This is a genomic window from Niabella sp. (genome assembly GCF_030150205.1).
Classification (GTDB): Bacteria; Bacteroidota; Bacteroidia; order Chitinophagales; family Chitinophagaceae; genus Niabella.
Window position 1 is genome coordinate 1 of the sequence record NZ_JASLGT010000018.1, and the last position, 22789, is coordinate 22789.

Here is a 22789-nt window from a genome sequence, read left to right on the forward strand (position 1 = left end):
CTATATAAAAGACAGAATGAGCATGATTGCCTACAATAACATTGAAGACTTACAACAAAGGCTAACGCAAGTCGTTAACAACATTACTACAATCATTACAAAATCAATCTGCGGAAATGAATTCTACCTAAAAACCTTTAAATATAAATTTAATGTCTAATTGGTATAACACAATACCTATGCAACCTTCCACCACCCTGTTCCTTGCCCGGGCACCGTTTGTAAAATTATTGCTCCCTTTTACCGGAGGGATCCTGTTACATGTAGTTTGCCCGGTGCCGCTGACGACTTATATAGCGGGCTTGCTGATCGCTGCTATCATAGTGCTGCTGTTCCGGAAACTCCGGGGATACCGGCGGTTGAGGCTCCAATGGATGGAAGCACTGTTTGTTGCCGCTGTTCTTCTTTTTCTGGGCATGCTGATTACTGCAGGTAAAGATGTGCGGGCCCGCGACAACTGGTTTGGGAACCGGTACAGACCCGGTGTGTATTTCCGCGTTACCCTGCTGGAGCAGCCGGTTGAAAAAGCCCGTTCTTATAAAGCAGAGGCAGCTGTCCGCTACCTGCTTGCTCATGATGGTGCAGTAGCTGTAGGCGGACGCATCATTATTTATTTTAAAAAAGAGCGGGAGGTGGGCCGGCTCAATGCGGGAGACCAGCTGGTATTTAAAAAAGAATTGCAGGAGATCAAAAATGCCGGCAACCCCGGCGCTTTCGATTATAAGCGTTATGCGTTTATGAATGGCATTACACACCAGGTATATCTTGCACAAAAAGAGCTGGCGGTACCGGGCGCAAAAAAAGAATCCGGTATCGGGTTATGGCTTTACCGGCTGCGGGCATCCATTCTGGGTATTTTAAAAAAATACATCCCCGGATCAAAAGAGCAGGGCCTGGCAGAGGCGTTGCTGATCGGCTACCGCGATGATATCGACAAGGACCTGCTGCAATCGTACAGCGATACCGGAGTGGTGCATGTGATCGCCGTTTCCGGCATGCACCTGGGATTGATTTACTGGCTGCTGAATCTTTTATTAAGCCCCTTGCTGAAAAGGCGGCAAACGCGTTGGCTGCATCCCGTTCTTGTGTTGGGTATACTGTGGATCTTTAGCCTGCTGGCGGGGGCCGCTGCTTCCATTATACGTGCTGCTGTTATGTTTACCTGTATACTGCTTGGAAAACAATTCGGACGGAACGCCTCTATTTATAATACGCTGGCGGCTTCGGCTTTTTTGCTGCTTTGTTATGATCCTTACTGGTTATGGGATGTGGGGTTTCAGCTTTCTTATGCTGCTGTACTGAGCATTGTTGTGTTCTACAAACCGCTCTACCATCTTATAAATGTAAACAATAAACTGCTGGATGCTATATGGCAGCTTTGCGCTGTAAGTATGGCCGCTCAAATCCTTACTACGCCGTTGAGCATCTATCACTTTCATCAGTTCCCCGTTTATTTTTTGATCACCAACCTGCTGGTGGTGCCTGTTTCCAGCGTGGTACTGATCGGCGAGCTGGTATTGGTGTTAGTGGCCCCGGTAACGCCGGTGGCGATTTTTTCCGGGCGCATGCTCAGTGGCATTATCTGGTGGATGAATAGCATGGTCGAAAACCTGAGCCATTATCCCTTTGCACTATGGAAAGCATTGCTGGTGAGTATACCACAGGTGTTGCTCCTTTATATTTTTATAACGGGTATGGCCGCTGCGTGCATACAAAAGCAGAAGGCTGGTTTATGGGTTGCAGTCTTTTCATTATGCACCATCATGGGGCTCCGGATGGCTTCATTTTACAAGACATTGGACCAGGAGCAAATCATTGTATATAATATTCCCCGGGCCGCCGCTGTTAGTTTTGTCAGTGGCAGGGATCATTGGTTATATGCCGATTCCATGGCTGCAGCAGATCCTGTTATCAGCAAAAATGTTTTTCAACCGGCTGCGGTCCATTACCGGTTGCGGTCACCGGGAGCCGTGGAGAAAATCCCAAAAAACGATCGTTTGTTGTTCGGTGGCCGGTCGGTTTTATTTATAGGAGCACCATTGGAAGATACCGTTTATGGAGCCACAGATCTTGTAATTCTTACCGGGAATCCACGCCTGTATATTTCGCAGTTGCTGAAAAAAGTACAGCCCGGCCAGATCGTGATCGACGGCGCTGTACCGGCCTGGAAGGCCCGCTACTGGCAAAGAGATTGTGATTCATTAAAGATCCCCTGCCACCATGTTTTGGAGAAAGGAGCTTTTGTAATGAGCCTTTGAACGCTTACCTTTGCGGCTCAATAAGCACTCCAATTCAGTTTTTATGAACAAAAAGATACAATCCGCACTGATTTCCGTTTTTTATAAAGATGGCCTGGAACCCATCGTAAGGGAATTATCCCGCCTTGGAATTACCATTTATTCCACCGGTGGTACGCAAAAGTTTATTGAAGACCTGGGCATACAGGTAGTGCCCGTGGAGCAGCTAACCACCTATCCTTCCATCCTTGGAGGACGGGTGAAAACCCTGCACCCGTCTGTATTTGGCGGTATTTTGGGCAGAAGAGACCTGGAATCAGATGTAGCGGAAATGGCAGAGTATAAGATCCCGGAGATCGACCTGGTAATTGTGGACCTGTATCCTTTTGAAGAAACCCTGGCACAAACCAGTGAAGAAAAACTGATCATCGAAAAAATTGATATCGGCGGACCTTCCATGATCCGTGCCGCTGCCAAAAACTTTAAAGATGTGGTAGTGGTAGCTGCTAAGAAAGATTATGCGGGCCTGGAAGAACTGTTAAAGACCCAGAACGGTGAAACGTCTGTGGAGCAGCGCAAGTCCTTTGCTGCAAAGGCATTTGAGATCGTGGCACATTATGATGTAGCTATTTCCAATTATTTTAACGGGAACAGCGGTGAATATTTTTTGCAGTCGGTAAACAGCCCCAAGGCCATGCGCTATGGCGAAAACCCGCACCAGTCGGGTACGTTTTATGGCAACCTGGAGGAGTTGTTTAACCAGCTGAACGGTAAAGAGCTTTCTTATAATAACCTGGTGGACGTAGATGCCGCGGTACAGCTGATCCATGAATTTCCACAGGGAGAAGACGTGGTGTTTGCCATCATCAAGCATACCAATGTTTGCGGAGTGGCCGCACGGGGTACGGTAAGTGATGCCTGGAAAGAAGCGCTGGCCGGGGATCCGGAAAGCGCTTTTGGCGGGGTGCTGGTAACCAATGGTACCGTAGACGAAGCAACGGCGAATGCCATCAACGAAATATTCTTTGAAGTACTGATCGCGCCCGCATTTGATGAGGCTGCGTTGAATGTATTAAAATCTAAAAAGAACCGGATCCTGTTGCAGCTGAAGGCTGAAGGCTTAAAGCTGAGTGCTCAAAGTAAGTCCGTGCTCAACGGTGTGCTCATACAGGAGCAGGATAAAGGAAATTATACCGAGTGGAAAGAGACCGGAGGCCGGGAAACAACTGCAGCAGAAAAAGCAGACCTGGAATTTGCCAATATCATCGGCAAACATTTAAAATCAAATGCTATTGCGCTGGTAAAAAATAAACAACTGGTAGGTAAGGGCGCCGGCCAAACAAGCCGTATTGATGCATTGCGTCATGCCATTGAAAAAGCCAAACAATTTGGTTTTGACCTGAATGGCGCGGTACTGGCCAGTGATGCCTTTTTCCCGTTCAATGATTGCATACAGATCGGGCACCAGGCGGGTATTGAAGCCTTCATTCAACCCGGAGGCTCTATCCGCGATAAAGACTCCATCGAGTACGCACAGCAAAATAACTTAGCCATGGTGATCACCGGCATGCGGCATTTCAAACACTAATATCCACGGCAAGAGGCTGCGGAGGCCACGAAGGCAGGAAGCCACCAAGAAACACAAAAAGGTTATAGGGGGCAAAAATCTTAGTGTGTTTTAGTGCCTTCCTGTATTAGTGGCGAAAGAACCACAAAGTCCCAAAATTGCGAAGAAGCACAAAGAAGTTATAGGATTCAAAAGTCCTGGTGGCAAAAAAACGCAAGGGCATGAACTTTTAAATGCACTTATTCGCAACCTTTGCAGCAAAACGATTTTATGGATGGATTGAAGATCGCTACAGCCCAGTTTGAAAACCGGAGCGGAGATAAAGCATACAACCTTTCAGTTATTGAATCGCTTGCCCGTAAAGCAGCAGCAGCCGGCGCGCAGGTGATTGCCTTTCATGAATGCTCCATTACCGGCTATACCTTTGCCCGGCATCTTTCCAAAGAAGCACTTACTGCGATAGCAGAGCGCATTCCGGACGGAGAAAGTATTCAACGGCTACAGCAGATTGCGCTGGATAATAATATCACCATCCTGGCAGGACTGTTTGAGAAAGACGAACACGACCGGTTATATAAGGCCTATGTCTGTGTAGATAAAAACGGCCTGGTGGCAAAGTATCGCAAGCTGCACCCGTTTATCAATCCGCACCTGTTACCGGGTGATGCATATTGTGTATTCGATCTGATGGGGTGGAAATGCGGCATCCTCATCTGCTACGATAACAATATTGTTGAAAATGTACGGGCTACACGACTGCTGGGTGCCGAGATCATTTTTATGCCACACGTAACCATGTGTACCCCTTCTACCCGGCCGGGTGCGGGGTTTGTGGATCCGCAGCTTTGGTACAACCGTGAAAAAGATCCTACCTCCCTTAGGCTGGAGTTTGATGGTATGAAGGGGCGCGACTGGCTGATGAAGTGGCTGCCGGCAAGGGCTTATGACAATGCAGTGTATGCTGTGTTCTCAAATCCTGTAGGTATGGATGATGATCAGCTGAAGAACGGCTGCTCCATGATCATTGATCCCTATGGTGATGTAATAGCGGAATGCCGTTTTTTTGAGGACGGCTTTGTCACCGCTGGATTGTATAAAGAACATCTGCAAAAAGCCGGAGGTCACCGATATATCAATGCGCGGAGACCAGAGCTCTATAAAGACATTCTTGGAAAAGCACATACGTCAGATCAGCAGGTGGTTTGGCTGAATAAAGACTCAAAAGATGACGTGAAGAAGCTTTAAGTTTTTTCTCAGAACTTTTAATCCTTCAGAAAATTTGTTTCTTACCGTTTTTTTTGAGACTGATAGCTGCGCCGCCGTTTCGTCTACTGTTTGATCACCGAGTCGCATTTGCACAATCTGGCCGGTTGTATGGGGCAATGTTTCGATAACTTTATTGATCACTTTTACAAGGTCTTTCCCGTTCAGCTGTTCCAGGACCCCCGGATGAAGTTCTGCCTGTGCGTGTATATTGGCAACCACATGCCGCTTTTTGCGTTGTCCCTGCAAATTGCGGAAATAGTCCAATACCCGGTAGCTTAAATAGGTTATCAAAAAGCCTTTTGCTTCGCCTTCACTGTTTATCAGTACAAACCCCGGATTGAGCCATATTTTCAGCCACAGTTCCTGCAATATGTCTTTTGCCTCTTCCGTGTTGCCGGTTTTGGAAGCCAGGTAAGTATACAGAGGAGGCCAGTATTTATCATAAAGCCGCCGGTACGCTGCTGCGTCAGCGCTTTTTATCCTGTCCAGTAACTCCCCGTCAGTCATGCTGCAATAATAACGTTGTGATCCGGTTTCAAAATACAATAAATACCCTAAATTAGGGCCTTCGATTTTACAAATATTTTAAAAAAGCAGAGACATTTTACGCTGATACAACGATCTGTTATTAAACAAATCCTGTGGATATAAAAGAAATATTCAGAAAATATCTAAATGACGAGGCCAGCCCGGAAGAAAAGGCTGTGGTGGAGCATTGGGTATACGGGCTTTTTGAAAAGATCCGTTCCCGCACAGCTACAGCCGAAGAAATAGCATTGGTGGACGATTGGGTGGATCAGTTTAATGTACAGGGAATAGATCCGAAAGTCCTTGCTGAGAAAATGGGAAAGGACCAGGCAGCAGTGTGGGATGCCCTGCAGGAATACAGGCATCAAACGGAAAAAAATAATAACTCCCCAAAAAAGAGCGCCGGCGCAGTTTTAAAATATGCAGCGATCTTAATTGCCATTCTTGCAGTTCCTGTATTGATTTATATAGCAGGCTCCCGGAAAGAAGTAGAAAACCGGCACCTGCTTGCGCCTGCCGTTACGGATAATGGGGCCACTTATTTAGCATGTAACAAAGGAGAACACGCAAAGCTTTTTATACTACCAGACAGTACCCGCCTTTATCTCAATTCCAACAGCCTGCTGGTGTATGATCCGGGCAGCTATAATAGGGAAAACAGGCGGGTTAAACTTGAAAAGGGCGCTGCATTTTTTGAGGTAACAAAGAACACCGCTAAGCCTTTTATTGTTCAAACAGATAGTCTTACCGTTACGGTTACAGGCACTTCTTTTGAAGTGGTTTTCTTACCCGGGCTTCATAAGAATTCCGTGAGTGTGAGAAGCGGCAGCGTTGCCGTAAGCCGCAAAGGTCAGCCGGTGGCTGCGCTTCAGGCGGGGCAGGCGTTGCTCCAGAACCCTACCAGCGGCGGCTTTGAAGTGCAGCCTGCAGCTGAAGCACTGGCTCAATGGACATCGGGAGCCCTGGTTTTTTCGAACGCGGGTATCAGCGAAATAAAATACCTGCTTGAGAATCGGTTCGATAAAAAAGTAACGGATAAAACCGGAAAATTGAACTCGGGCATTAAATTTAATGCAACCTTTAATGGTGATGCGCCCCTTACGGAAATAGCTGCGGCGCTTTCATCGCTTTACAATGTTCAATATTCCGTTGAAAAAGATTCCCTTGTATTTTATTAGCAATGCGTAGAAGACTGTTTTGGGTGATTGTATTCATCACAATTTTGACCGGTAATGTTTTTTCACAGGAACGGGCGCAATATTCCCGGGAACTGTTAACTACGCGGCTTGAGCGGATCACCAAAGCATTTAATATCCATCTTATTTATGATGCCAACAGCATTGCCGGCAGGTACGCACCGGCGTTCGGCGCAGGCACGGCAGACATTATGGCGCTGCTGAATTCGTCTGTCAGCGAAGCGGGGCTGCGGGCCCGGCAGCAAAAAGGGAACACCTATATTTTATTGCCCAACCCTTTTGGAAAACTAAAGGGGCAGATCATTGATGCAACCAATGCAGAGCCGGTGGCAAATGTTTCGGTTACAATGGGAAGCTATTATACGGTTTCTGATGAAAAGGGCCGCTTTGAAGCCACGCTGCCCCCGGGTAACTATAATGCGCTTTTCAGCCACGTTGGTTACGAAAAAAAAACGGTGTGGGGCATTTCTATTACCCCCGGCGCTGCTATCAGTTTGGATCTTTCCCTCCGGCCCGCAAAACCAGCGCTTGCGGAGGTAAAGAAGAATGCCACCCTCACAGGAGAAACGATCGCATCGCACTATGTGCGCCGGAAAGCGGCGGCAACCATCACCGATGGTGTGTCTGCCGAGCAGATACTGGCCTCGCCAGACATATATGTGGGCGATGTATTAAAAAGGGTTAATGGCGTCAGCAGTGTAGGTAATAAAAGCATCGGCATCCGCGGCATGTCTGAGCGGTATAATGAAGCCCTGATCGATGGCGTTCCCATGCCGGGCATCAGTATCAATCAAAGAAAATTTTCGTTCGATATCTTTCCCAAGGAAATGATCGGAAGCATTGTGATTTCAAAAACCGCTTTGCCCGATAAAGCGGCCGAGTTCAGCGGCGGGCAGGTGGCCATCAATACCTTAAGTATACCGAATGCTGCTTTTACACGCATTACTGTAGGAGCCGGTACCAACCTGCAAAATACCGGGCAGGATTTTTACCGGCTTGGTAAAATACCGGTAAGCAGCTTTTGGGGTCTGACAAACAGGACGGCGACGCCGCCAGACCTGCATGAAGTCCGTAACAACCTGTTGCCGGAGGAAGCTTTAAAACCCCTCAGGTATAAAGCGGCTCCTAACTATAACGCCGGTTTTGCCCTGGGCCGGGCGTATGCTTTGAACGAACGGCTGAACCTGGGCCTGGTAGCGGGCATAAGCCTCCGGGAAAACCAGGACAGGATATTAACTGGTAATATCCGCCGCACGCAGCTCATGCCGTGGAATGAAATGCCCGATCCGGAAGAAGCACCGGGGGCCATCTACAGGTTCAGCTCAGGGGTGGGCAGCATCTTAAATATAGGCTTGCAGGGCCGCAGGTTTAACAGCAGCTTCAAAAATATTTATACTACATTTTTTGAGGATAATTACCACGAAGCCTACCGGATCTACGAAGATTCCAGCCGCAGGCGGTTTAAAGATATATTCCAGGAGCCGGTATACAGCCGGCTGCGCCAACATAAAATAGAGGCGCGTTACGACATTAACCGGTTTTTAAATGCAGAAGCCTTTGGCGCCGTAACCTATATAAGGCAAACCATATCCGACCAACGGAAATTCAGGTATTTTGGGACCCAAGAAGGGATGGATACCGAATACGACAGGCCCAATATCCTCAGGAGCGGAGCGCAGCATACCGAATATGATCTCAGGAAGACCGATTCCCGTGTGTGGCTGCAAAAAGATGAAACCGTTTACAATATAGGTGCTGCAGTATCCGCCCGGCTGGTGCACAGGCCTTCCTTATCGGTACTCCTGAAAACGGGGTATAATGGCCTGTTTAAAAGTGCCGTTCTGAGTTCCCTGCATATTTTCCCCGCTATTATTGATCAAAGCTATGATATACGCGGTACTTACGATGTATTGTTTGCGCGCAGCTATGTGCCCGCAGGACCTGATAAAAAGCCTTATTACACCGATTATAAAAACGGGCTTGCCTATTCCGGCCGGTCAGACGACAACGCATTTTACCTCCTGGCAGACAATACATTTTTTAAAAAGCTCCGGCTGGCAGGAGGGCTCCGGGCCGAGTACCTGGGTTTCAATACTAGGGGTCTGGTAAATCCCTTTGCTACCAGTATTGAAGGCTGGTTGCTAAAGCCTTCCGCAAATCTCCGCTATGCTGTTACGCCTGAAATGAACATCCGGGCCGCCTATTTTAAAACCAGGCTGCTGCCGGATTTCAGGGAAGCGTCCGATTTTGCCATTTTTGATTACGAATTGGATGCAGAAATAAGAGGGCAGCAATTTACATTGACCACGGTGGATAATTTTGATCTCCGATATGAATGGTTCCCGGCAATTGATGAACTTATTTCCGTTTCGGGATTTTATAAGCGGCTGAAAAGGCCGGTGGAGCTGCTTACCACCGGCGAAATGGGATACCTGTATTATGTGAGCCAGGTTGGTGGAAGAAATAAGGGAATTGAAATAGAGATACGAAAGTCGATGGCATTTTTGAGCAAAAAAGGATTTATCCCAAAACTTTATTTTACAGGAAATGCTACGGCTAACTGGTCGGAGGTTAAAGAGGTATATAGTCAAAACCCTAATCAGCAAATAAAATGGCCAAACCGGCCCTTGTTTAACCAGGTGCCCTGGGTGGTTAACGCCGGCCTTGTATACTCCGGCGATACATGGGGAATGGGCGCCTGGTATAACCGCAGCGGCCCCAAAATGTTTATTGTTAATAACAATCCCAATTTTATTGAATATGAAAACGGGGTAAACCTGCTGGATGCACAGTTGTACATAAACCTTTTGAAAAATAAAGGGCAGCTGGTTTTAAATGTCAATAATCTGTTGAACCCTGTAAGGCTCTATTATATCAATGCCAAAGCTTTTAAAACTGATAGCAGAACTTACAGCTTGGTAAACGGCACCATGCGGTATGAAAAAGATAAAGGCGATCAGGTTACATTCAGTACCCGGTCCGGAACGGTCCTCAATGCCAGTTTTACCTATAAATTTTAGGAAGCGTCTAAAAAAACGGCAATACCGGGGAGATAGTACGGGTAACAAAAACTATTTTCCGGAATGGAGCTGTATGTTTCGCAAACCTTTAAAAAAAATCTTCTTTTTTTCAGGGACATTTTCACTGGTTGTAACGATATAATGCGGGATCTACCCCCTTATATTTAAATAATGCAAATGAAATCTGAATTCAATAAAAGGTTTTTTTTATCCGCAACACTGCTTTGTTGGTTTGCTGTTTGTTTGGCCCAGGTAAAGCCCGGCATAAAGGCAGGACTCAACGTTTCGAATGTATACCAACTCAATGATGGCAAAAAGGTAGGCACGCAGCCTAATATCGGGTTTCAAGCCGGTGTTACGATGGATGTTCCGGTTAGCAAAAGCTTCTTTATACAGCCGGGTTTGCTGTTTTCTACCAAAGGAGCTTATGAAGAGGAGCGTACTGATGGCATAACCGCCCGGTTTACGCAAACACCTTTTTACATAGAATTACCGGTTAATGCGGTATACGCGCTTCCGGTGGGAAGGGCTGCATTGCTGCTGGGCGGCGGTCCGTATCTTGCCTATGGCCTGGGCGGCACTTATAAACTGAGATTAAAGGAAGGCGCCAATACATTTACAAAAGAAGGAAGCCTGCGCTTTAAGGATGATATGTCGCAACAGGAAGTAGCAGAGCTACAGAACATGCAATACTGGGAAGACCTTCCCTCCCAAATAACATATGCCCGCCCCTTTGATTTGGGTATAGGAGTTTTAGCGGGATTCAGATTTAAAGAAAAATGGATCATTCAATACAATGCCCAGGCAGGTATTCTGAACCTGCTACCGTCCGTTGCCGGCCAAAAAATATCTAACATTTCCATGAGGAGCACCCAATTTTGTATTTCAGCGGGATACCTGTTCTAACACATTTAATACTAAACTAAAAAAACATGAAGAAAATTATTATTACGGTTGCTGCCTTTTTTTCCCTTTGCAATGTATCGGATGCCCAGGATGAAAAATACGATCCTCAAACCGAAAAGATAAACCTGGGTGTTGGTATGGGTTTTGACTATGGAGGTTTGGGAGCAAATTTGCTGGTGTATCCTCAAAAAAATATAGGAGTGTTTGCAGGTGGCGGCTATGCCCTTGCAGGCTTTGGGTATAATGTAGGCGTTAAAGGCCGGTTTTTTTTGAAAGAAGGATCGGCAGTCTCTCCATTCCTTATGGGTATGTACGGGTACCATACAGCTATAAGAGTAGAAAACAATACCGCTTTAAATAAACTGTTTTATGGGCCAACTTTTGCCGCAGGTATCGATTGGCGTGTAGGCAGGTTGAGGAAGAATTACCTTTCTATAGCATTGACGGTGCCGGTGCGTAATGGAGATGAAAAAACGTACCGGGATGCGCTCGTTAATAACCACGGGGCACAATTTGAAAACGACTTCCTGCCCGTCGGTCTGTCGCTGGGCTACCGTTTGCGGCTTAAATAATTTTACCAAAACCACCTGTAGAGTCCGGGCTGCTGTTAGAGGCGGCCCGTTTTTGCGTTGATGCAATTTTGCTCATGAAAATGCTTTATAATGAACCGCGATCAAAATTATCAGTATGGCAATTTATTGAGCAACCGGTATGCAGCAGGTGAGCTGTTCTGATACAGGGTTCTGAAAAGGCAATGACATTCATAAACAAATATCCAAATGCAAAGCGTGACAGGCCCAAAACCATTTCTCCTGTTTTGTTCCATCGGAACAATCTATTGGTAGCCAGGTTACGGCCGAAGATCATTGGGTGTGCCGTAGGTACACCCCCTATAAAGATAATTTTGATGCCGGTTCATTATTAATAGCGAACAAGGATTAATTTTTGATTGATGAGTGCACCAAGCCATTCGCTAAGCAAAAAGAGAAGCCGATCACAACATTTAGGCGCAGCATCTGCTGAAAGAGACTGGGCTTTCGACCTGTAATGAACCAAGCGGATTTTTTACCTGATTACAGCTTTTCTGGCGCAGCAGCAATAAGACCGGCAATTTTCGGATCATAAGTTAACGGTCCAGGACCCATGGTCCTGGATCATTACCGTCACAGACCCGAAAGCAATAATAATTTTGAACCTGGCTCATTATCATCGGTCTCCAAAAATATACAGGGTAATTGTCGGAATAAATTTGTCTACCTACTAATAGGTAGGTATCTTTGGCGACGAAATGAGTACGCGGTCAGAGATCATACGCATCGGGGATGCCCTTTTAAGGGAGCGGGGCTTCAATGCCTTTAGTTTTTCGGATATTTCCCGGATGCTTCAGATCAGGAATGCCTCTATTCACTATTATTTTCCTACAAAAACAGCATTAGGACTGGCGATCATCGCAATGTATGAGGAACGGTTTGCCCAGCTCCGGCAGGAATTAAAAGACCGGCCGGTAATGGAAAAGCTGGAAGCCTTTTTTAATGTGTATATTGCTGCTAAGGAAGAGGATAAGATCTGCCTGGTGGGGTCCCTGGCCACTGATTTCTACACGGTGGATGCTGAAATACAGGAGGCACTCGGCAAAATGGTGCAACAGGTGCTGCACTGGCTGATGTCGATACTGGAAGAGGGAAAGAATGAAGGGCTCTTTTTCTTTGCCCTGCCGGTGCGTACAAAGGCGCTGATGATCACCACCAATATGATTGCGGCGCTGCAGTTAACCCGGATTACCGGTAAGAAAGATTTTAAAGAAATAAAACAAACATTAATAAACGAATTAATCCATAAACCATGAAACGTGTAGTTGTAACAGGACTGGGTGCATTAACGCCCATCGGCAATAATGTAGATGATTTCTGGCAGGCGCTGATCAATGGCGTCAGCGGTGCGGCGCCCATTACGAAGTTTGATGCTTCAAAATTCAAGACCCGGTTTGCCTGTGAGCTCAAAAATTTTGATCCACTCACATACATCGAAAAGTCGGAGGCACGCCGTTATGACCTGTATACCCAATATGCACTGATCAGCGTTGCAGAGGCGGTGCAAAACGCCGGTATCTCTTTTGAAGCGTTGAACCGTGACCGCATCGGTGTGATCTGGGGATCGGGCAACGGGGGCATCCAGACCTTTCAGCAGCAGGTAATGGAATTTGCCCAGGGCGATGGCACGCCTCGGTTTAACCCATTTTTTATTCCCAAAATGATCGTGGATATTGCCTCGGGTATCATCTCGATCAAATACGGGTTAAGGGGCATCAATTTTACAACGGTTTCCGCCTGCGCTACTTCCAATACGGCCATTATCGATGCCTTTAATTATATCAAATGGGGAAAGGCCGATATGATCATTACCGGTGGTTCTGAAGCGGCGATCAATGAAACGGGTGTGGGTGGATTTAATGCTGCCAAAGCGCTTTCTACCAATAATGAGGAAGCGGCTACGGCTTCCCGTCCCTTTGATGTAACCCGGGATGGGTTTGTAATGGGAGAGGGCGCCGGGGCCATCATCCTGGAAGAATGGGAACATGCAAAACGCCGGGGCGCGCCCATCATCGCAGAGATCGTTGGTGGGGGTATGGCCGGGGATGCCTATCATCTTACAGGAACCCACCCAGAGGGTGATGGTGCGCGTCTGGGGATGCTGGCTGCGCTGGAAGATGCTGATATTAAGCCGGAAGCCATCGATTACCTGAATACCCATGCCACATCGACCCTGCAGGGAGATTTAAGCGAGCTGAAGGCGGCTGAACGGGTATTTGGAAGGGAAAGCAGGCTGAATATCAGTGCTACTAAATCGATGACGGGGCATTTACTGGGAGCCGCGGGTGCAGTGGAAGCTATTGCCTGTATCAAAGCGGTGGAAAAAAATATCATACCGCCTACGATCAATTCAAAAGAAATAGAACCGGCGTTCAAAGATATATTTGATCTTACCTTACATAAAGCGCAGGAAAAAGAAGTACGTTATGCTATGAGTAATACCTTTGGATTTGGCGGACATATTGCTACTTCTGTTTTTAAGAAATACGAAGCGTAGGGGAAAAGTATTCAGTTGTCAGTAATGAGTTATCAGTGATGAGCGTCTCGTGTTCAATTATCTGAAGCTGTGAAACTAAAAACTGAAGACTGATAACTGATAACTGAGTACTAAAAACCCAACCTTTTGCGCCCCGGATTGTAATATTGGTAGATCAAATCATCCCACTATGGAAATACGTTTGAATACAGATAATAATTTTACGGCCTCTGAAGCTTTTTTTGAAAAAGTAAGCGCCGAATTAACAAAGAAACTGCATCGTTTTAACGAATATATTACTACTGCTGAAGTGTTTTTTGGCGATGAAAACAGCGGTAAAACCGGCACCCATGATAAGCGCTGCACCATTGAAGTGCGCCCCCGGAACCTGCACCCGGAAGCCGTAACGCATTTTGCAGATACGGTGGACCATGCCTTTAACGGGGCTGTGGATAAAATAAGAAATTTGCTGGACAGTCGCATCGGGAAACTCCAAAATAAGGGGTAAAATATTTCCACAGCCTGTGTATAACAAGTTTCCCGCGTCTCAACTTTATATGATTAATTTGTAGTCGGCTTTTTAGTAAAAGATCCCCGGATCAAGCCGCTAAAAGCCTCCCCTTTTTGTTATCATACAATGCTTTCGGGCGGAAAGCAGCGTCTTATTCCGGTTAGGAAATAGTATTATTTCCAAAGGGGTAATTGTCGTCTCTGCGCTCAGCGTTTGAAGAACCGATTTTTAAAGAACAAGAATATTATATATGGGCTTATTTGATAAACGCGTAAATTATAAACCTTTTGAGTACCCGGAGGTTTTGAAGTTTACAGAAGCAATCAACAAATCATTTTGGGTGCACTCTGAAGTGGATTTTACGGCGGATGTGCAGGATTTTCACAGTCACCTGAACATTGCACAGCGGAATGCCATTAAGAACAGCCTGCTGGCGATCGCACAGATCGAGGTAGCGGTAAAGTCATTCTGGGGCAATTTATACAACCATATGCCCAAGCCCGAATTAAACGGTTTGGGCAGCACTTTTGCGGAGTGTGAGTTTCGTCATTCTGAAGCTTATTCCCGCCTGCTGGAAGTACTGGGCTATAACGACGAATTTTCCAAACTGGTGGAAGAGCCGGTGATTGCAGAGCGTATTAAATATCTTTCCGAAGCATTAAAGGATGCCAAATCTGCAGATCCAAAGGAATATACCCTTTCGCTGATCCTGTTTGCGATCCTGATCGAGAACGTATCCCTGTTCAGTCAGTTTGCGATCATCCTTTCCTTTACCCGTTTCCGCGGGCTGATGAAGAATGTAAGCAATATCATTGCCTGGACCTCCGTAGATGAGCAGATCCATGCCAATGCCGGCGTATACCTGATCAACAAGATCAGGGAAGAATACCCCGAACTGATTGATGAAGCCATGGAATACCGCATTATGGCCCTGGTACGCGATTCTATTGAAGTGGAAGGCCGCATTATTGACTGGATCTTTTCCGAAGGGGAGATCGATACCATCAATAAAACAAACCTGCTGAACTTTATGAAGTTCCGGGTGGACGAAAGCTTTGAAAAACTGGGATTCGCCAAACAATTCAATGTTTCGATGGAAGAATACCGGCCGATGCAATGGTTCGAAGAAGAAGTATTTGCCAACAGCCTGGATGATTTCTTTGCAAAACGGCCGGTGGAATATACCAAGCACGATAAGAGCATTACGTATAACGACCTGTTTTAGCCTCGCTCCCAACCCCTCTCCAAAAGAGAGTGGCGAAAGAAAGACTCAATAGGTACTATAATATAGCTGGAATGATGAAGGGATTGCGATCCTATCCATTTCAAAAGGATGGAGGAAAAAAGTAAGATGCTATATAGCCGGAACGATGCAGTGTGCGACGCAAGGAAGCTGCCACCTGCACCTCAGCCGGTATAAAAACAATGATGCACAATAGAACCTTAAACCTTGAACTTTAAACAATAAACTTTTTACATGGAAAGGCTTTGGTGGAAAAATGAAGAAAGCGAACAGATCCTGAACCGGGGATACCTGTTAAACGGCGAAACAGTAGAAAAAGCAATTGACCGTGTGTGTACCGCTGCAGCCCAGCGCCTGTACAAGCCGGAATTGAAAGAAGCCTTTAAAGAAATGGTGGAGAATGGCTGGATGAGCTTCAGCTCTCCTATATGGGCCAATATGGGCACCGAAAGAGGACTGCCCATTTCCTGTTTTAATGTACATATGCCGGATAATATTGAAGGCATCACACATAAATTGGGTGAAGTGATCATGCAGACCAAGATCGGAGGTGGTACCTCTGCGTATTTTGGTTCGCTGCGTGGAAGGGGCAGTGCGGTTACAGATAACGGAAAGAGCAGTGGTGCGGTAAGCTTTATGCGGTTGTTTGATACGGCGATGGACACTATCTCACAGGGCGGTGTGCGCCGGGGAGCTTTTGCAGCCTACCTCGATATTGACCACCCGGATATTGGCGAATTTTTAAATATTAAAGATATCGGGCATCCCATTCAGAACCTGTTTAACGCAGTGTGCGTACCCGACTACTGGATGCAGGAGATGATTGATGGGGATATTGCAAAAAGAGAAATATGGGCGCGTGTACTGGAAAGCCGCCAGCAGAAAGGATTGCCGTATATTTTTTATACGGATAATGTGAACAAGAACAAGCCCCAGGTATACAAAGATCTGAACCTGACGGTGAACGGAAGCAATCTTTGTTCGGAGATCATGCTGCCTTCTACAGAAGACGAATCATTTATTTGCTGTTTGTCTTCCCTGAACCTGGAACTGTATGATGAGTGGAAAGATACCGACGCCATCAAGCTGGCCGTATTCTTCCTGGATGCGGTGTTGCAGGAGTTCATTGCAAAAACAGAAGACAACCATTACCTGGCCAATGCCAACCGGTTTGCAAAACGGCACCGGGCACTGGGACTGGGTGTATTGGGCTGGCACTCTTACCTGCAGCGTAATATGATCGCATTTGAAAGCATGAAGGCCAAGCAGCTGACCCATTCCATCTTTTCTGAGCTGCAGGAAAAAACAGAAAAAGCCACGATGGAGCTGGCCCGCATTTATGGCGAACCGGAGCTGCTGAAAGGGTATGGCCGTCGCAATACCACGGTAATGGCTATTGCGCCCACCACTTCTTCTTCCGCTATCCTGGGACAATCTTCACCCGGTATTGAGCCGTTTGTAAGCAACTATTACAAAGCAGGATTATCAAAAGGAAACTTTATCCGCAAAAACAAATACCTGAAGACCCTGCTGGAAGAAAAAGGACTGGATACTGAAGATATATGGCGCAGCATTATGCTGAACCACGGCAGCGTACAACACCTGGAAGGATTGACAGAACATGAAAAAGATGTATTCAAAACTTTCCGGGAGATCAGTCAGCTGGAGATCATTCAACAAGCATCGATCCGCCAGAAATTTGTGGATCAGGGGCAGAGTCTGAACCTGAATATTCCTCCGGGGCTGCCGGTAAAAGAAGTAAACAAATTACTGATCGAAGCCTGGAAGCTGGGTGTAAAAACCCTGTACTACCAGCGGAGTCAGAGTGTTTCAAAAGAACTGGTGAACACACTCACCGTGTGCAGCAGTTGCGAATCGTAAACAAGCTATTTGACGGATACATTATTAAAAGATCAGGATTCTCCTGATCTTTTTTTATATGGTCCTGAATATAATTTATATTCGGAAGTAAAAACGATATGCTGGGAATTATTGCTGAACTGCTCCTGTCCTGGATGTTACTGTGGCTGCTTCAAAAGCAGTCGTTAAACGCATTGGGTATCTCCCCCACAAAGCGGCGGATACGGGCGCTGCTGCTGGGGTTGGCAGTGGCAGGCGTCGTCAATGCCATTTATCATATTGCCACCGCTTATGTGGTGCGGGATCCCTGGCAATGGAATGCTGCGTTTACCGCTCGTGATTTTGCTAGTAGCTTTTGGTGGGTATTAAAATCGGTCTTGTTTGAAGAACTCCTGTTCAGAGGGGCCCTGTTATACCTGCTGATAAAATATACAGGAGAACATAAAGCCTGCTGGATCACCGCTATTGCTTTTGGCATTTATCACTGGTTTTCATACGGTGCCTTTGGCGATCCTGTTCAAATGGCGATCATCTTCCTGATCACCGGCCTTGCCGGATTGATGTATGCTTATGCTTTTTCAAGAACGGGATCCTTATACCTGCCGGTGGCGCTGCACCTGGGGTGGAACCTGGTAAACATCATCGTATTTTCAAACGGACCATTGGGCCGGCAATGGCTGTTTCGCCACCGGGATCTGAAACCGGAAGGATTGCTTTCCCTTTTTCTCTTTCTTTTCCAGGTGCTTGTACTGCCATTGCTGGTGCTGGGATTCCTGCGCGTTTTTAAAAAGAACAGATCGCCCGCCTGAAAATAAAATTTTTACCGGTTATATAATTATTTCGTTTCTGTATCTTATACCCAAAAGAGCGAAATGAAGATGTATATGGAATGGGTCTGCCGGCTTATATGAACACCATCAGAGAACGATCAATTTTAATAAAATAGCCTCGGCCATTATGAGCTGGGGCTGTTATTTAGCTGCCCCTTCAAATTGAATCCTGCTGTCCGCTACATTTACCAATTCGTCCAGTTCATAAACATTTTTATAACCATAGCCGAAGAGGTTAATATATGTAGGAATATTCAGTGCCAGGGTTAATGGGGTATGATTGTTGGCTGCCGACGGCGCCGCTGTTTTTGTAGTAAAGTTTACCTGGTCGCCCATGAAATTATTATTGCAATAAATCAATATACGCGTATTCACATCCGGGATCAGCCGGTTAAGATTGGCTTGCGTAAAATCCGTGAAAGGCAGGGATACAGCTCCTTTCAGGTGCCGTGCAGCATAGCGGTTGGCAGAACGGGTATCCAGCAGAACGGTATTGGGCTCTTTCTGCATTTTAAGAAAATCATCAAGACTCACAAGCCGTTGCTGCCGGTGTTGCTCTATCGAGCTTACCAGGTTTTTGAAATCAGCGTAATTGGCCAGCGCCTTGGGATAAGTTTTGTTTTCCGCGCTGCCTTTGTTACAGGAAGAAATTAAAATACTGCTACAGAAGAATGCAGTCAATGCTGTTAAGGCCAGTAGCTTTTTTTTCATATGCTTGTTTATTATTGGTTAGGGTATATGTTTTCTTATTTGCTGAGCAGTAAAAAGCCCGAATGCACAGAACCAGGAGCCCTAACGCAGATAACGCCGGATTTACCATAAACGCAACAGCAGCAGGTAATAAAATATTACCGGTGCCGGTCTGATACAGTCTTTCGGGTTTGCTGGTCATTGCAGCAGAATATTGGGCCCGCCACTAATGATGGAAGAATATACGGATCCTGTTATGTAATTATTTCTTTTCTGCATCTTATACCCAAAAGAGCGAGATGAAGATGTATATGAAATGGATCTGCCGGCTTATATTAACACCCTTGGTATTATTACTGGCTGTTCTTACCCGGGCGCAGGTACCGGTAATGGAGATACAGGAAAACGGGAAATACCAGCCCGATCAAACGGTGGTACTGGAGCAGCTTTCCGCCGATGTAAAGATCATCGGGAACATTGCCACCACCACCATGCAGCTGCGCTTTTATAACCGCTCCAACCGGTTAAAAGAAGGGCGACTGACGTTTCCCCTGCCTGAAGGAGTAAGCGTGAGCGGCTTTGCGCTGGACATTAACGGGGTGCTGCGGAAGGCGGTGCCGGTTGAAAAAGAAAAGGCCACGGCGGTTTTTGAAAGCATCGAACGCCGGCGGGTAGACCCCGGTATCCTGGAAAAAACAGAAGGCAATAATTTCAGAACCCGTATTTATCCGTTAAATCCGGATGGTGCCCGAACAATTGAGATCACCTATAACCAGGAGTTGCGCAACAGTAATGGTCAGCTGGTATATTACCTCCCCCTGGCCAATAAAACGATCGGCACTTTTTCACTGTCGGCCAGTGTGTATGAAACAACTGATGTGCCCCGGCTTGTTGAAAAACCGGATGGTGGTTTCGTTTTTGAGAAAAAAGGAAATATGTGGCAGGCCGCTATCCGCAAATCCAATTTTACACCAGGCCAGTCATTAAAAATTGAATTTCCCCAACAGGAGCATGCACCCCAAACCCTGGTAAAAAAGAAAGATGCAGATTCCTGGTATTTTTTAACCAATGTACAGATGACACCGCCCGCTTCCGTAGTAAAGCCGTTGCAGCAGGTTACGATTTTATGGGACAATTCCCTCAGCGGTCTTAAGCGGGATCATAAAAAGGAGAAGGCCTTTTTAGAAAAATTGTTTGCAACCAAAAGCAATATAAATGTTACACTTTATGCCGTTGCTACCGCCACTAAAAAAGTGGGTGATTACGCTCTATCCAATGGCGCCATCGGAGCATTATTGAAAGCTGTGGATGAAATGACTTACGATGGCGCCACGGATTACAGTACCATCCCGGCATCCCTGGCCGCCGGCGGTGATGTATTGTTTTTTACAGACGGTTTGTCCAATTTTGGAGAATGGAGCCGGTTGCCGGAAAGACCGGTTTACCCGGTGGTGGCTACACCCGTGGCCAACTACAGCAAACTGCGTTATTACAGCAATAGTACCGGCGGACAGCTGATCGATCTCAATCAAACCGATGTGGCAGATGCTGTGGCGCAGGTAACTCGCAGGCCCTATCGTTTTTTAGGTGTAAAATATTTATATGATATCAGCGGTGTTAGTCCGGCAACAACAGTTATTTCAGGAAACAACCTGCTGATTACAGGTATTACCCGCAAACTACCGGTAACTATTACCCTGCAATTCGGGTACGGGAATACCGTGGAGCAGGAAATACCGGTTACATTGAATGCACAACAAACAGCCGGTGATTGGGCAATTGAAACTTTTTGGGCGCAGCAGCAGCTGACACAGTTAGAACCCTTTTATGACCAGCATAAAGCAGCCATTTCCCGGCTGGGCAAAGAGTTTGGCATTGTTACGCCCAATACCAGTTTGATTGTACTGGAAACCGTGGCCGATTATGTAAAATATAAAATAACACCACCCGGTGAATTATTACAGGAGTACAAGGCGCTCGTAAAGCAACGAAAGCAGGAACAGGAGGAGGCCTGGGGTAATTACCTGGCCGCGGCCCGGGAGCGGATGCAGGAGTTGAAAGTGTGGTGGAATACGAGCTACCCGCTAAAAAGAACCACAGCAAAGTTTACAGTACCCCGGGTTGTGGAAGACAGGGAGGTGATGGCGCCGGCAAGGGTACAGGAGATTCAATCGCAAGCTTTTTCAAGAGAAGCGCTAAAGGATGCAACCGTTGCCAATGTGCTTGAACCCATTCAGGGAAGAGTGGCCGGGTTAAGCGTGAAAGCGGCAGATTCCAGGATGGATGAGGTTGTTGTTGTGGGGAACAGTGCTGCATTAAAAGGGAAGGTGACGGCCATTGAAATCAAAAGTGATGCGGAATATATGAAGCCGATGAACGCGGCCGCAACTACAGAAGCAGCGTACAAAACCTATCTGCGGTTGCGGGAAAATTATCAGACAACCCCTTCCTTTTACTTTGATATGGCGAACTGGTTTTATGGCAAAAAGGAAACCGGCCGGGCTGTAAGCATTGTAAGCAACCTGGTAGAACTGGAGCTGGAAGATGCGGTATTGTATAAAACAGTCGCCTATCTTTTGAAAAAATATGGTGCGTACAATAAGGAACTGGTCATTACCAAAAAAGTGCTGGACTGGCGTCCCATGGATCCGCAGAGTTATCGTGATTATGCATTGGCCTTACAGGATAACGGAAACTATCAGCAGGCGCTGGATACCCTGTATACAGCGCTGACAGAAAGCTATACGGAAGAGGCAAGGAACCGGGATAATGGGATTGAGGAAGTGCTGCTGATGGAGCTTAATAATATTGTGAGCCGTTATAATGCAAGGGTAAACACATCAAAGATTGATAAGGCGTTATTGTATCAGCTGCCGGTGGATATACGGGTGGTGCTGAACTGGAATATGGATCATACGGATATCGACTTGCATGTAACGGATCCCAGAAATGAGGAATGCTATTACGGAAGTAGAGAAACGTCCCTGGGCGGGCGGATCAGCGATGATTTTACGGATGGCTTTGGGCCGGAACAGTTCCTGCTGAAGAAAGCTGTGCGGGGAAAATACCAGATCAAAACCAATTTCTTTGGGGAGCGCCAGGTTACCGTGGCCGGGCCACCCACGTTGATGGCAGAGATATTCCTGCGTTATGCATCGGGAAATGAAGAGCGGAAGATCGTTGTGTTCCAGGACGCAAAAGGAAGTAACGCCAATAGTGCCGATGGGCAAACCCTGATAGCGGAATTTGAATTTTAGCGGTTTAATAAGGTTTAAGTAAGGTTTAAAAGGGAGTTTCAGTCTTGTTACTCCCTTTCTTTTTAAAAGATTCACCGGTTTGGTTGCGTTTTTTCTCCGGCTTACGTTCTATTAAAAAACAGCCAGGATATGAAAACAATCGTTTTGCTTTTGCTCGGAATCGGAGTATTGGCAGCATGTACGAAGCCGTTAATAGAGAAGGGCCGGATTTGCACTGAGGAATACCGGTTCTATAATATCAAAGTGACAGATGCCTCCGGCGGTGCGGTAATGCTGGATACGTTTTATACCCGTATTGTGGCCACGAATAGAACCTTTCATGTAAACAACACAGTACCGGGGAAAGGCGATGGATATTATACGGTGATCAGCGACGGCCAGCAGCTGCTGTTGCCGGAAGGAAAGAGCATGGAATTGCGGTTTATCGGGATAAAAAATGACCAGGTCCTTATAAACGAGCCATATGTTTTTAAAAACAACGGCTGCCATATTGAAAAGGTTTCGGGAAAGGATCAGATAGAATTCCTGTATAATCCTGTTTCCCGGTTGCCTCGCTGAGTTTAGTAACAGCTTTTGTAAAAATGAAAGATCTGCACGCTCAGCAGCACCAGT

17 protein-coding genes are annotated in these 22789 nt (G+C 46.4%); 15 read left to right on the top strand and 2 right to left on the bottom strand.

Annotation, left to right across the window (positions count from 1 at the left end; all coding sequences use genetic code 11):
* Nucleotides 1-179 precede the first annotated feature (179 nt).
* The 3 genes from Q1V85_RS15285 (at nucleotide 180) to Q1V85_RS15295 (ending at nucleotide 5049) form a co-directional block, all read left to right on the top strand.
* Nucleotides 180-2258, top strand: a complete 2079-nt coding sequence (locus Q1V85_RS15285) for a ComEC/Rec2 family competence protein (protein ID WP_300601328.1) — start codon at nucleotides 180-182, stop codon at nucleotides 2256-2258.
* A 43-nt stretch (nucleotides 2259-2301) separates the two neighbouring features.
* Nucleotides 2302-3825, top strand: coding sequence for a bifunctional phosphoribosylaminoimidazolecarboxamide formyltransferase/IMP cyclohydrolase (purH, locus tag Q1V85_RS15290; protein ID WP_300601329.1), 1524 nt, complete (start codon nucleotides 2302-2304; stop codon nucleotides 3823-3825).
* Between the two features lie 231 nt (nucleotides 3826-4056).
* A complete protein-coding gene (locus Q1V85_RS15295; protein ID WP_300601330.1) occupies nucleotides 4057-5049 on the top strand; it encodes a nitrilase family protein in 993 nt (330 codons plus the stop codon).
* On the opposite strand, the gene Q1V85_RS15300 is transcribed toward Q1V85_RS15295, so the two are convergent.
* Nucleotides 5023-5577: a sigma-70 family RNA polymerase sigma factor gene (locus Q1V85_RS15300; protein ID WP_300601332.1), complete on the bottom strand. Its 555-nt coding sequence runs from the start codon at nucleotides 5575-5577 to the stop codon at nucleotides 5023-5025. The two genes, Q1V85_RS15295 and Q1V85_RS15300, sit on opposite strands and share 27 nt — an antisense overlap.
* Nucleotides 5578-5711: 134 nt before the next feature.
* Here Q1V85_RS15300 and Q1V85_RS15305 point away from each other — a divergent pair, with 134 nt between their 5' ends.
* The 10 genes from Q1V85_RS15305 (at nucleotide 5712) to Q1V85_RS15350 (ending at nucleotide 18209) form a co-directional block, all read left to right on the top strand.
* The gene (locus Q1V85_RS15305) at nucleotides 5712-6776 is read left to right on the top strand and encodes a FecR family protein (protein ID WP_300601333.1); all 1065 of its coding nucleotides are present in this window, start codon (nucleotides 5712-5714) and stop codon (nucleotides 6774-6776) included.
* Nucleotides 6777-6778: 2 nt separating this feature from the next.
* Entirely contained in the window at nucleotides 6779-9814 is a 3036-nt protein-coding gene (locus Q1V85_RS15310) for a TonB-dependent receptor (RefSeq protein ID WP_300601334.1), read from the top strand.
* 177 nt (nucleotides 9815-9991) lie between these two features.
* Nucleotides 9992-10720, top strand: coding sequence for a porin family protein (locus Q1V85_RS15315; RefSeq protein WP_300601335.1), 729 nt, complete (start codon nucleotides 9992-9994; stop codon nucleotides 10718-10720).
* A gap of 26 nt (nucleotides 10721-10746) precedes the next feature.
* The gene (locus Q1V85_RS15320; RefSeq protein WP_300601336.1) at nucleotides 10747-11292 is read left to right on the top strand and encodes a hypothetical protein; all 546 of its coding nucleotides are present in this window, start codon (nucleotides 10747-10749) and stop codon (nucleotides 11290-11292) included.
* Nucleotides 11293-12008: 716 nt separating this feature from the next.
* Nucleotides 12009-12566 (top strand): TetR/AcrR family transcriptional regulator, encoded by a 558-nt coding sequence (locus tag Q1V85_RS15325; protein WP_300601337.1) that lies wholly within the window; start codon nucleotides 12009-12011, stop codon nucleotides 12564-12566.
* Nucleotides 12563-13807: a beta-ketoacyl-ACP synthase II gene (gene fabF, locus Q1V85_RS15330; protein ID WP_300601338.1), complete on the top strand. Its 1245-nt coding sequence runs from the start codon at nucleotides 12563-12565 to the stop codon at nucleotides 13805-13807. Before Q1V85_RS15325 ends, fabF begins: the two co-directional genes overlap by 4 nt.
* 169 nt (nucleotides 13808-13976) lie before the next feature.
* Nucleotides 13977-14294 carry an HPF/RaiA family ribosome-associated protein gene (locus tag Q1V85_RS15335; RefSeq protein ID WP_300601340.1) on the top strand — a complete coding sequence of 106 codons (318 nt, stop codon included), beginning with the start codon at nucleotides 13977-13979 and terminating at the stop codon, nucleotides 14292-14294.
* Nucleotides 14295-14547: 253 nt separating this feature from the next.
* Entirely contained in the window at nucleotides 14548-15522 is a 975-nt protein-coding gene (locus tag Q1V85_RS15340; RefSeq protein WP_300601341.1) for a ribonucleotide-diphosphate reductase subunit beta, read from the top strand.
* Between the two features lie 252 nt (nucleotides 15523-15774).
* Entirely contained in the window at nucleotides 15775-17421 is a 1647-nt protein-coding gene (locus tag Q1V85_RS15345) for a ribonucleoside-diphosphate reductase subunit alpha (RefSeq protein ID WP_300601342.1), read from the top strand.
* A gap of 98 nt (nucleotides 17422-17519) precedes the next feature.
* Nucleotides 17520-18209 carry a CPBP family intramembrane glutamic endopeptidase gene (locus Q1V85_RS15350; RefSeq protein WP_300601343.1) on the top strand — a complete coding sequence of 230 codons (690 nt, stop codon included), beginning with the start codon at nucleotides 17520-17522 and terminating at the stop codon, nucleotides 18207-18209.
* Nucleotides 18210-18371: 162 nt separating this feature from the next.
* Here Q1V85_RS15350 and Q1V85_RS15355 read toward each other — a convergent pair whose 3' ends face one another.
* Nucleotides 18372-18941: a rhodanese-like domain-containing protein gene (locus Q1V85_RS15355; protein WP_300601344.1), complete on the bottom strand. Its 570-nt coding sequence runs from the start codon at nucleotides 18939-18941 to the stop codon at nucleotides 18372-18374.
* 278 nt (nucleotides 18942-19219) lie between these two features.
* Here Q1V85_RS15355 and Q1V85_RS15360 point away from each other — a divergent pair, with 278 nt between their 5' ends.
* Together Q1V85_RS15360 and Q1V85_RS15365 are read left to right on the top strand one after the other, a co-directional pair.
* Nucleotides 19220-22177 (top strand): VIT domain-containing protein, encoded by a 2958-nt coding sequence (locus Q1V85_RS15360; protein ID WP_300601346.1) that lies wholly within the window; start codon nucleotides 19220-19222, stop codon nucleotides 22175-22177.
* 129 nt (nucleotides 22178-22306) lie between these two features.
* Nucleotides 22307-22735: a hypothetical protein gene (locus Q1V85_RS15365; protein ID WP_300601347.1), complete on the top strand. Its 429-nt coding sequence runs from the start codon at nucleotides 22307-22309 to the stop codon at nucleotides 22733-22735.
* Nucleotides 22736-22789 lie beyond the last annotated feature (54 nt).